Origin of the sequence: Mongoliibacter ruber (assembly GCF_003003005.1) — a bacterium.
Lineage (GTDB): Bacteria > Bacteroidota > Bacteroidia > Cytophagales > Cyclobacteriaceae > Mongoliibacter > Mongoliibacter ruber.
Genome location: NZ_PVTR01000004.1, coordinates 321,103 through 334,277, shown reverse-complemented (window position 1 = coordinate 334,277; position 13,175 = coordinate 321,103). Strand labels below are relative to the sequence as shown.

General features: G+C 37.9%; 5 protein-coding genes. All 5 read right to left on the bottom strand.

Going from position 1 to position 13,175, the window contains the following annotated elements:
- Window position 1: 1 nt before the first annotated feature.
- Window positions 2-2,536, bottom strand: a complete 2,535-nt coding sequence (locus CLW00_RS08830; RefSeq protein ID WP_106133311.1) for a hypothetical protein — start codon at window positions 2,534-2,536, stop codon at window positions 2-4.
- A 12-nt stretch (window positions 2,537-2,548) separates the two neighbouring features.
- Window positions 2,549-5,413 (bottom strand): TonB-dependent receptor plug domain-containing protein, encoded by a 2,865-nt coding sequence (locus tag CLW00_RS08825; protein ID WP_106133310.1) that lies wholly within the window; start codon window positions 5,411-5,413, stop codon window positions 2,549-2,551.
- A 16-nt stretch (window positions 5,414-5,429) separates the two neighbouring features.
- On the bottom strand, window positions 5,430-8,102 hold the full coding sequence (locus tag CLW00_RS08820) for a hypothetical protein (protein WP_106133309.1): 2,673 nt from the start codon (window positions 8,100-8,102) through the stop codon (window positions 5,430-5,432).
- 54 nt (window positions 8,103-8,156) lie between these two features.
- A complete protein-coding gene (locus CLW00_RS08815; RefSeq protein ID WP_146131386.1) occupies window positions 8,157-11,249 on the bottom strand; it encodes an ATP-binding cassette domain-containing protein in 3,093 nt (1,030 codons plus the stop codon).
- Window positions 11,250-11,682: 433 nt separating this feature from the next.
- Window positions 11,683-12,438, bottom strand: coding sequence for a bacteriorhodopsin (locus tag CLW00_RS08810; RefSeq protein WP_106133307.1), 756 nt, complete (start codon window positions 12,436-12,438; stop codon window positions 11,683-11,685).
- Window positions 12,439-13,175: the final 737 nt, after the last annotated feature.

Genomic DNA, 13,175 nt, shown 5'->3' with positions numbered 1-13,175 from the left:
ATTAGACGTTTTCCAGTGGGAATACTTTCCCGTACAAATCAGAATAGAGGGAGTGGATGAGCATGTAGGATTTGTTGGTTTTTGCTTCGGAAGTATCACATCCCCAAAAAAAGTGATGGATGCCGGAACCCGAATCAGCCTCCAAGAAGTCATCCATGGCAATGCCAAGGTATGTCAGGTAAAAATGCTTATCAGCGTCAGGCAGACTGTTTTGATGCCCATTCAAAGATGCTGAGACCTTTTTTAAAAAGAGCTTTGGGCTAGTCAAAAAGGAATGAGTAAAGGAACCATAGTTGTTCGTCGGGTATTTTTTCAACAGTTCCATTAGGGCTTGTCCTTTGATAATGGATGGGATTTCCACTTCATTATTGGCCAATATAGAAAGAAGTCTTTTTTCTGCCCCTATTAAAGCCTGAGGAAATTCAGATTCCAGTTTTCTGAGAATATATTCTGGTTTTTCATCTCGGAATATCGGGAGTACCCATTTTTTCTCTTGTTCTTTGAGTTGAAGCTCTAAAAGCTCCAGTGCAATCAGCTTCTGAGATTTATCTTCCTGACTGAGTAGCCGGGCAATTCGGTTCAGACTTTTTTGATCATATCTGAAAGAAAGTACTATCAATAAATCGTTTTTGGTTGTGTTTGATTCTGAAATAAGGAGTTTTTGAAGAAATGGGGAATTGCCTGACAAGTCTTCAATGCAAGCCTGTAAGTAGGTATATTTCATTACCCTTTCTTCCAAAAGGAAAAAGTAATCTTGCTCTTTTAATTCTGTATACTTTTCCAATGCCATATTCTGTATTAAAGCACTTAACAAGAAGTCCTTAGCCAACAGTTTTTTGTGAAAATTAAAAAAATTGAAGTTTGGTGTGATTTTAAGCAATTGAACTTGAATCAAAATAGAGATAAGAATGAGCAATGGACTTCCTGTTTCTTTATTGGTCACCATGCTTTGAACCTCACTATCGAGTCTCAAAAGGTCGTTTTTGGGATATTGCTCCACTGTTTCTATGAGAGATTGCAAAAGTGCCCTTGTATCAATGTCTGATTTTTTGGTATCCACTAATTCATAGTCTTTTTTGCTACTCGCAATTTTGATTCTGTCCTCAATTTTTAGTAGATCTTCGATGACCACCTGCAGTTGTGGTAAACTCATTTTTTGTTTTTGTAGCAATATATCTCCATGGTTTTCTTCACTTTTATCATTGGATGATGACCCTTGCGAAGGCCCAAGGCCTTTTCTTTTTTCAGGGACATGGTAATCTTGAAGCGAAAGGAGGATATTGGATAATTCTATTTTGTAATGGAAAATCAATTTCTTAGAAACAATCTGCCACAACACTAAAATCAAAAGAATGCTTAGCAAAAGCATGAAAACCTTGGATTCGAAGCCACTGATTTTAGCTATACTGAAAATCAAAACCGCTGCCACAAGTTGCCCCACTGTTTTACCAAAGCCATCTGCATAATTTTGCGTCAATGCACGCTTGGTAATAGGATATGCCTGATACAGGACATTGATAGTGGGGGCATAAATAGAGCGGTATAGTGAACGTTCGAAAAGTTTACTCAAAGCTGCCACTATTAAAATCAAGCCAGTATAACCGATAAATAAGGAAGAAAGACCGACCACTACGATAAAGGCCAAAGCAAAGATTAAGGTGGAAAGACTAATGAATACACCGTACTCTTTTAGTAGAAATTTGGAAAGGAAGGATTTTAAGATCAATTCCAGCAAGCGCATGCCACCAAATAGAAATGCAAAGAATTTCGCCAGTTCTTCAGCATCTGACATCTGATGGGCAGACACCTCCATCAGACTGAAGTCAATCAATAGCTGTATAATTACTCCTAAAAAGACAGACAAAAATATCAATTGAAAATACTTCTCTTTATAAATTACACTGGGGGAAGCTCGCTTGTAAATCTGCTTTTCATTGGGTTTGTTTTTGGCTTGGGGTTTTATTTTACTGCCTAGGATAAAACTTATAAAGGAAAAGCTCAAAATCCCGAAGAAGGAAATCAGTAATAATTTGTCCCTTGAAAATGATTCCAAACTTAAAAGTGCAGGGACAGAAAGATAAGCGACAATGGCTGAAATAACCTCCCCTGAACTGATGACACCATTATATTTTTTGTTTTCGCTTAAGTCGAAGATATTACTAGGTAGCTTCCAAAATACAAGCGATGTAAAGTTTATTGATACCCAAAACCAAGCATATGCAAAGAAAATCAAATAATAGACACCGATGCCGTTGACATAGAAATACCAAAGGACAAACATGACCAACGCAAAAAAAAGACAAAAAATAGTGGCTGATTTGGCAAAGCCTATTTTTTTTTCGGATGAGTTGAAAAGCCAGGTAATGATAGTACCTCCCAGGCCTGAGAAAATGTATGCCAGCGGCAATTGCGAAGTACCGATTTCACTTATGAACAGGGCGTTTACAAATACAAAAAAATAGGAGATGAAGACTCCTAATGCGAGGGATAAAAATACCATCCACCACAATGTCGCAAGATTGTTTTTAGGCTTCATTGAGGGATGAATTTATAAGGTATAGGTCAATCGTACCATAAAAAATCTGGGTCTCTGAGGAACATAGGGTACGTTGTCGTCATTGAATCTACGTCCAGGAGTATCACCTGGCATATTGAACCGGCCTCTAGCTGCTCTTGTACCAGGATGAAAGTACTCTTGGTTTAAGCGATCCAATATATTGTTGTTGAGTAAGTTCTCAATCCTCAAGTCTATGCGTAAATAGGGGAAGCTTTCCACCTTAAATCCAATATTTGAGTTTACTAATAAATAGGCTGGAATCTCTCCTGTTCCATTGACTCCAATGTTGTCGCTTTGGGTTGTGCCTTCACCTATGGGTCTTTCACTTACATAATTGGCTCTCAGGTTGATTACGTTATGCAATTGTCCTATTTTGTTTTTTCGCGTCACAGAAAAGTTGACTCGATGACTGGCTATATCTCCCAACCTCAATGGCTCATTTAATTCAAAAAGGGTTGAACTGATCTGTTCGGGTCTGTTGTAGGTATGGTTGACAAATATCCTCCAGTTTTTGGAGTTGGAAGAAAAATTAAATCCCGACATAAGTCCTAAATTTCGGTATTTCCCGGCATTGTAATTTTTCTGGATACCGTCCAGCCTTCCTGAAGCTACAGCATCGTCAATTTGATAAGCAAAACCATTCAATTCCCAGCCCAGGTTGCCATTTCCTATCCTACCCAAGTATTCCAAATTCACAAAATTGATAGTTTCGGTTTCTAAAGTTGGGTTTGGAACTCTACCACCTCCCGTGGAAAATTTTGTCCACTGGGATACATTTTGTAGTCCTCTTGAGTAGTTCAACTTGAGAGTAGTGTACTTGGAGTTGTAGATAGCGGATAATCTTGGACTGAAAGCAAAGCCATACCCTCCAGACCTTCTGATTTGGTTGTAATCAATCCTGTTTCCTCCACTGATCAAAAAGTTCTCGTTTAAAGTTACAGTTACTTGATTGAACACGCCAATATCTATGATGGAAAACATATTACTACCTTCCAACTGATTCTGCACAATACCCTTTTCCCGTGCAAGGGAAACTTCAGACTGCTTGTTTTTATAACTTTTTGGGTTTTCATGGTCGGTATTAAAATCCATGTAGATCAAATAGTCTCCCTGAGTTAAAGTATTCCTAAAGTCCAATCCATTGGAGATTTTCAATCTAGGACTCTCATAGAAAAAGCGAAATTCGTTTCTGAACTGCTGTGCTTCATAAAAATAGTACCTGTTTCTCCATCCATTTCTCATCAAAGAACTTTCGTTCATGTCCAAGGACTCTGTGCCAAATAGGTTTTGGCTCATTTTCATGCTATTGACACTTGGAATCAGCGCCTCAGGATTGAGCAGATGTGCTAAGTGTAAGTTTGCGGCAGGGTCTCCAAAGGAAATAAAGTTGACCCTATTCGATTCCCTTCCCAGTCTATGAAGGGCAAAATTGGATAAGTTGGAAATAGTGATTCTCTCTGTAATGTCCTTGTCATACTGAGCATAGATGGTGGTGTTTTCGGGAGACCAAACTGATCCGTTTTTTGAGCCTGCCACATCTATATCTTGGTAAAAATTAAAGCCTTCAGTTCTTTTCCAATGTCTGATTCCAAAAAGGAAGTTTTCTACAGTCAGTTTTGCTCCGATAAAATAATCCTCGGTATGATTCGAGTACCCTACCGGATGCCCATTGGCCATGCCTGTGTAAGCCAATCTGTCTAATTCTCTCGCCCTACTTACACCTTCAGGAGTCAAAGTGATGTTTTCAATGTCGCCTGCCGAATTGGAATTTACATTATAATAGGGATGATTCATGGGTAAGTTGAATTGCCCCATGTATTGGTTGAGTGAAAATGGACCTATACTCCCTTGTAAATTCATGTGCCCATATGTAAAATGATCTATGTCCTGTGGGGAGTAATTATAAAATTCAGTATTGGATAAATCGTGTTCATCTGAGCGATAATACCTGCCTGTCATCTGAAAAGCAGTAGATTTTCCTCTGATTCCTAAAGTAAGGTCTGCTGATTGTGTATTTAAATTGCCTACCTGGGTATTCCCATTTAAATAGATGTTTTTTTGAGGGTTTTTTGTGCTTTCCATACTCTCTTTGGGAAGTTCTTTTGGAGACAGGGTGATCACATTGATTGCGCCCACGAATGCCCTAGGGCCATACATGGTGGACGATGGTCCATATAGAATTTCCACCGCCTTTATATTGGATAGGGGATATTGCCTTGAGATGTATGCCCAGTTAAGCCAAAGGTCATTTTCTTCCACACCATCGACCATGAAAAGAGTACGCTCTGTGTTTTCCTGCCTAAAACCCATTTGGAATATATTGGCATAGGTCACAGCGAATATTTTACTGATATCAAAACCAGGCATGTCGGTCAAAATTTCAACCAGATCTAAGTAACCCCTATCTAGGATTTCCTCTCTCGTAATGGTTTTGACCGTTGCGGGAGCTTTATTTAAGTCTTCTGCTTTCTTGGAAACAGATGTAACACTTACTCCGATATTATCCCGTTTGGCTTGTTCGAAAATTAGGTTGAATACAATGTTTCTGTAGCTGGATACAAATTTATTGTTACTTTTTACTACGTCTTCAATCAGCAATTGCGCTTCTTCTAACCTGTCTTCAGCTATCTCCGTCAGCGCCAAGAGTTCTCTGGCTTTGTTTAATTCATCGAGGTTTTCAAATCCCCTTGTTTTGATGCAGACTTCCAGATTTCTTCGCACTGAAGCAAAATCTCCAATTTCGTATCGGTCTTTACTCCGTTCTAAATTATTGCTATCACAAATTGGATTTTGCGCAAACGCTACTGTTAAACCAAGGCAGGAAATAATTGGTATGATGATGAATATCTTCTTCATTTTAGAGCAATTTTGATTATTGTTGATCGGATCGAAGTAATTCTTCCAATGCTAAAGGCCAGATTTTTAGCATTCTGTCATTACCTATAGAATAGGCTACACTATTTTTCCTATCCATGATAAACTCCCTGATCCAACTTCTATGAGCTGTAAGGCTGATTCTGGAAGACACGCTGCTTGCTATGGGTTTGGTTTGATCTAGTATAAAAAGGTTGATGCTGCCATCATACCCTGTGCTGATCATCAACTCAGTACCAAAATCGTAGGGTATGATTTCCAGATGACTGATTCTGGAAGCATGAATAGAGAATTCCTCATTCCTGGCTGCCACGTTGAATGGGTTTAAGGTTTGGATTTGTCCATTTTCCAATCCAATCACCAAGCAATCATGAGTCTTGGACCATGCCATACTTTTTATTGGACTATTGGCGCTAAAAAAATACTCCCACTTCTCCTGTGGGCTTCGGGACTGATATAATTTATTGTCTGCCGCCCAGATGAATTGTGTGTTGTTTACTAAGATGGCCTGATTGGGATTTTGGCTCGTTTCCCCCAAAATAGTGGATACCTCATCAATTGTACTAAAAATATCAGTACCGCCTTGAGCTTTTGTAGCGAGCCATAAATTTGTTCCGCCTGAGATTCTAAGCATTGAGGAGTAAGTGGTCCCCGAAATTCTGCTTGTTTTTAGGTTTTTGGGATTTGTCTCAAAAATTTGCCCCTCTAGGGTTAAATAGATGAGACGTTCATCCCCCAAATACCCCATTGTTTTGACATACCCGTCAATAGGAATATGGTGTTTGAAAGAAAAACCTGATGAACTTTTCTCAAAAATACTGATCCGGCCATTGATAGTGTATACAGCGATTTCATCCTGAGAGGGTGATAAGGATACATGCTTTCCCGGGAATTCCAAGAGGACATTTAACTCTTCACTTTTGTCTAGAATTTTGCCATAGAGTAAGGCTTTAAATATTTCCGCTTGTAAGGGAAAGCCATCATTATTGTAATTTTTGTAAAAAGCCTCTTGGGCCAAGGAAAAGCCTAATGCTATATTTTTGTTGTCAAAGTGACCCAAAGCTTCCAAAGCAGTAGCACGGGCTTCCTGCTGGTTTCTTAATTTTTCACTTTTTTCAAAATTAACTTCTGCATTTCGGGTTGCCTCATTGGCTATAACTTCATTCTTTTCGGCAACCTCTCTAGCTATTGAAGCTTGTTTTTCGGATACTTTGGCCATATCCAATGCGACAATGGCATTTGATCTTTGGATGTCCGCCTGGGCCTTTGACTCGAGAGCAAGGAGTCTTTCTATTTCAGCCTTGCCTAAGGCCAAGCGTTCATTTTTTTGTGCTTCTAGGGCTTGTAGCCTTTCGATTTCAGCTATTGATCTTGATTCTTCCGCTTCTTCTTTGGCTAAAAGTGCCAATTCCTGCTGTTTGATGGCAGAATTCCGTTCGAGGTATGCAATTAATGCGGTAAATGAGGACAGTAAAAATGCAATACTGACTGCAATACTTACCCTTATTGAGTTTTTCAAAAGCCTTGCCCGTTTTTTTTGCTGGGTTTTTAGCTGCTCTTCTAAGTGGTTTTGTGATAATAGGATATAGTTTGATGTCAGTGCTTTGTTATGATTGTATTTTTTCTCCCACACATAAAAGCCGGCAGCTTCTTGTTCCCAAATTAGGGCTTGGTCAATCTGCTCTTTGCTAAGCAAAGTCCCTAAATTCCCAAAATAATCATTTGCCAGGGTTTCTAGGCGCTGATACTGTTGGTAAGCTCTTTTCTCATGTTCAATCCACCTTACAAGATCCTTCCACTCTTTTAAATATTCAGGAATTTTGATGGAGTATCGTGTTTCTGTTTTTGTTAAAATCTGAAATTCGGCATCAGAAGCAGTGCTTAAAAGTATTTCTGCTTCATTGATGGGTAGGTTGGTGTATGAAATTATATCAGAAAGCTCCAAAGACAATGGGAAAAAGTAATCTTTTCTCACGTAAATAAATGACCTGAAAAATGATTCTATAGCATCCAAGCTGATTGTTCCATCGAACTTTTTGATAAAATCACTCCCTTTTTCATCCAAAAAGGTATGAAAGGATGATAAACCTGATTGCAGTCGGGGGGTGGTTATCGAAGTATTTTCCTTCCCATAGCTGCAGCAGAAAAAATACATCTTACTGATACTTGACTCTTTGCTTATGATGGGTGCATCAAATAGCGACGACACTTGCTCTTTTCCATTGTTTATTTCCTTCAAAAGGAAAGTTTGCTCTAAAATGAATCTCCGATAAGTGTGAAATTTGTCTGATAGGAAAATGCAGTGTGGTAAAATATCGGCCTCCTTGTGTTGGTCTACCAGTGTATTGAGGAGTGAACTGGGGAGAACATAGATAAATTTGGCATCAGAGGAGTTTTCTTGATTTTCTCCCAGATTTTTCAAATTTTCAAAAAAGTCTTCTCCTCCTGGAATAATTTCTACCCATTTGATTTTTTCACCATCGTTTTTTAATTCAATGGACTGACTATTCGGGGAATCTTTCCCGTGTAGTAAATCTGATTTGATTTTCTTGAATAAAAAATCATCAAAAATATGATCTCCTGTTCTTATCAGAAAGATATACTGCCTTGAGTCAAGGAGTAAAGAAAAATCAGAATGTAGCCTATCAAACAGGCTGTCTGTTCGGTCCATTATTTAGTTCTATTAAGATTGGATATATTTTTGAGCATACATGATATGATTGGGCTATCTCTCAGATAGTTCTGTGTAGAGTATTTCCGAATTTTCAAAAATTTCCTTGAAGAGCATTTCCGAACTGGTTTGCCAAAATTTCAAGTCTCCATTCTCATCAATAGTGAGTATATTTTCATCTTGATTTTTATTGAATAATTCAAAGTCCCAAATCCATTTATTAAAGCCTTCAATTCTAAGTGCATGGTTAATAATATATTCAGGCCCCAGTTTTCTGAGATTCAAATCAAAAATGTTAGCCTTTTGATCTAAACTGGCTGTAAAGAGTTTTTGACTATCCTTATTATAAGCAAGTCCCGTGATACGGGTAAGGTGAGCGGGGATTACCATTTCTGTTTTTAGGCTGGAAAAATTCCCAATTGAAATCAACTGATTGATATACACATCTCCATTATCCATCCCAAAAAACACCCGATCTTCGGATATTATCGCTGTACTGATAGGCTTGTTGGCCAAATCTGAATTGATGGATTGCCATAGCAGTGATTTTTGTTCCATCAGTACTACCTCGCTTTTATTGGATATAACCAACAATTTGTCCCCTCTGAATTTGAAGATATTACTTGCCGAAAGATTGGTTACTGCTTCAGTTTTTGTCGGTTGATCTAATCTTATTTTAAGTATTTGTCCACCTTGCAGCAGAAAAAGATTGCCATCATGGTGTATTATTTTTTCAATTATTCTGTCATTCAGTCCTGTCGCCTTTATTTCTGTCAATCTTTCCGATACAAGATTAAAGTGGTATAACTTTCCCTTCACGGTGCCTACCATAAGCTCTGCATTCTTTAAAAACTCGAGACTTCGAATTCGATCTCCTTCTATCTTCAAGCTGTTGAAAGTTACAGGGAGTGACTTCATAGGTTGAAGAGAATACAACAAAATGCCATCATCCCCTCCCGTGGCTAAATAGTTGGTTGGGGAAAGCTTTAGGTTGCGTAGACCATTGGGTAATGAAGCCAGGTTATAGGATGCCAAATTATGTGATTTCAATTTGAATAGACGACCCCTCGTCTCCATGAGGACTTGGTATAGGTCGTCATTTGGTAAAACAAGCCCCTTAAAATCTATACTTGCCTTGACGTAATCATTATAAATGGAAGATAAACCCTTCAATATTTCTGATCCATTTTCAGTCAATAAATCTTCTTTTTGGAGGTTATTCCTTAGGGTCAATATCTTATTGACAGCTACTTGGTAAGCCCTTGCACTCTCAGCTTCCTTAGTGGCGACACTTTTTAATGAATCAGAAATTTGCAGCTCATTCACAGTCATACCAAGTTCGTCGGTTTTCCGGTCAAGGGCATGAAATGCTTCTTGGATTTGCATGCGCTGTTCCTCAGCTTCATCTCTTAAATCGTTTGCTCTTTTGGATTCTTGATCTGCCCTTACTTTTTCCTGCAACGCCAATTGTTCATTGGTTTTTGACTCTTTCATGGCCCTATCTGCTTCTAAGTAAAGTAGGTCACTTCTCTCTCTTTCCAAGCTTGCCCTTTTCTTTTCTCTTTCGGCTTTTTCTTGGGCAATTCGAGCTTGTTTTTCTTGGTTTTTGGCATCAAAAGCAAATACACCAATTACTATACTTACCAATAATGAAATCAGCGCCACTGAAATACCGGTTTTCCTTATCCTTTTGATTTTTTTCTTCTGTAAAGCTTCCTTGAGCCTTAGCTCTTCATCAAAGGCGGCTTTTCCATCTTTCAGGTAGGCTATTGTTTTGTGAAAATTGTACTCAAATTGGTTGGCCCAGTGTTCATCTGGTTGATGCGATTCATACCAATTTAAGGTCAGGTCCAGATCTGGAGGTCTTAGATAACCTGTCAATTCTTTTTCAAACATTATGGCTGACTCACTCAGTCTCTTGTAGGTTTCTTGAGCTGATTTTTCTTGCTCAATCCAATGTATCAATCTTGGCCAATGTGGAATAAAAAGTTCATTCTTGATATTGATGACAGTTTCATTGGTTAAAATTGGGTTCTGTACTGTTTCTAAGCGTTCCTGATATGGGGGGATAATTTCTAATACATAACTCAGATCTTCTTTTAACTTTTGTAATAGGGGGCTCAGCTCTTCCAAGGTAATCCCCAAAACAAGCAGAAGTTCTTCCACTCTTACAGGTCTTCTATAACTATTGCCTCCTTTGTTGATGGTAATCTGTTTAAAAATTCGCTCTACAAGCTTTTGCTCATCAGGAGAACAGTCTTCATAAATTTTCTCGAGACTGTCCTGGTAGAGTTGATTTAAATCTACCTGCTGCAATAGCGTGGTGTCTGCGTATATCGTGCTGTTTTGTATACAAAGTTCAGCCGTATGTTCTATAAACAATCTCAACAACTGAAGATTCTTCAGATCTCTGCCTAGCTTGATATAGAGTAGATCGATGGCATCAAGGAGCATGTAAATGCTGTGTGGCTCCAAAAGGAAGTGCACCACCTCCTGAAATTCTGTTTTCCTAAATTGAGGTAGGCTGTATTGGGACTTGGAAATGAGTTCGTGAAAGTTCCTGTATGCAAATATATTGGTCACAAAGTCTGACCTCAATACCAACAAGAAGTAGATTGGAACATTGCTGTTAAAGACACACTTGGTTATGTTTTGGATAAACCGGTTCACATTTTGATCCCAGGTGTCTACATCTTCATAGCTTTCTCTAAACTGGAACAAATCTTCAAAATTATCGATAACCATGAGGTAGTTGAGTCCATCTCCTTTTGAAAGATGCTTTTTTGAAGCCTGTAACAATCCGTCTTGGTGTAACTTGATTTCTTTGGTCAAAGAAAATTCCTGTTCTAATTTCTCTTTTCCATTTTCATCAATGAATCCAGAAAACCCGGATGATAAATTTTCTATTGGCCTTATCCCAGGCCTAATAGTTGAGATTTTCCAGTTTTTTCCACCAATTCCTAAAAAACCCCGATGTAATTCCGGAATCAAACCATGCTGCACTAAGGTTGACTTACCAGTACCGTTTTCCCCGATCAAACCTACAATCTGAGAAGATTGATAAAGGCTCAGCAGATCAAAAATCTGCCGCTTCCTCCCAGGGATGGATTTATCCAATAATACAGAATTACTGCCTTGATTAATCACTTTATGAGTTTCGGTTTTTCTTACTATTTATCACTTAGAAAGCTCTTCGTATTTATCCAATTCATTTTTTGTGAAAGGCATACAATTAAGTATTTGTTTTAATTGCTCAATTCAAAAGGTAAATCATGTGATTTACAGAGTAAATTATGAGGAATGATTACTTTCAATCTGATTCAATACAGCATGTAGGAGTATTTTAGCACTGCATATTTGGGAGATCTATTCACTACCGTATATGATTGGTTATTATAGGTTTTTCATGTTGATGATTCGATCTGAGTAATGGAACAAGTTTGTAGTATTGGTAAAGTAAGAGCTGAATTTCCTCCTTCCGATAAGTTTCCAAATTGGGTAAAAAAATAAAGGCTACCTGATTTCTCGAGTAGCCTTTATTGATTGTAAGTAGCCCTATAAGTGTACTGTAGAGGATAAATTAAGCGGTAATATTGGCATTCCTGTTTTTCTTGGTCTCAGCCACAGCCACTGAATAAATCACCAAACCAAAGCCGATTTTGTTTACTGCATCTGCAAGGTTGTAGAATAAATCAATGCTTTTGACATCGAAGACTGAGGAAAGAAGGTTTCCTGGAAGAACCATGTACCCTATTGGATAAATCGCCCAACCAAGCGTAATGAAGATCTTTAACAAAAACATTGCTCTTAGCAATTCCGGACTTTTGGAAGCTTTTGATAGCTTTGCCACATCCCCTGCAAAAACCTCATATACGATATAAAGATATCCTAAAGTAGAGAGGACTCCCCAGAAAATATTATTGTCGATTCCTGATGTTTCACCGATGTAGCCCGTGATCAACATGACCAATGAGGCTAGAATTAATTTGAATAGAGTAGGGGTTTTTGCGCCAAATGGCTTGGTTAGCAAGTAAAATTCCACACACATCAAAGGTACTGTCAGTGTCCAATCAACGTATCTGAAGGCTGTTGGGCTGGTTCCTGTGATCATATAGAAATCCCGCATGTAGTAATAATGTACCGCTGCTATTCCTGTAATAAGACCAGAAACCAATAAGGAAGTTTTCCATTTTCCATCAACTGAACTTCTCTCAAAAAAGAAAAATACAGCGGATGCAAACATAGCCATATAACCTATAAAGAAGGTGATGGCAACGGGATCACTATTGACAATTAAGTCTAGACCAACCAATTCTGAGGCAATTAGTGTTTTCATATTCAATTATTTTGGGTTAAGGGTTTGATTAATATTAACTATATATATAATTATATAAGGTTCAATCTGATTTTATAGCCTCCATTTGAATAAGAATGTGAGATTTACTTTTAGCCTTTTAAAAGAGAAATTTTCACTCCAAACCAGTAAGAATTAATCATATCTGAATTGGATCAAATATGTCATTTAACAGCTTTGATGATCTTTATTAACTTGTCTAATATTTTTCTAATTCGACTCATAAAAAAATAATCGATTGTATAATTTTATTTTTCGTAACAAATAGTAAATAATATGTTGTGTTTGTCAAATTTTAATTCTTTTCAATATTTTCAGACATTTGAAAAGTTGATTTAAGCCATGAAATCGAGCATGTCTGTCTGCTTCAGACTGGCATGACGAAAACCATACAAGCTGGGATTCGCCGACTAATCTAGGTGGCCGCTGAAAAACAATTGTAATCACATCAAATTTTAACTGAAAAAAGGACTAAGGCTTTTCTTCATCTGTTTTTTATAGGGTACTTCTTAGCTGCTGAGAATTATAAAAAATATTTATTCGTATGCCACAACTTTAGCAACTGCGTTGATTGTTTCAAATCATTTACAAAAAGTTGCTTCAAACCAAGATGTGGGTCTATTACCTTGACCTTGTGTCTTTTTTTTTCTTGATTTAATAGCTAAGAAATCGAGCCTGCTTGAAGCAGACAGGACTGTCTGTTACAGGCATGAGGAAAA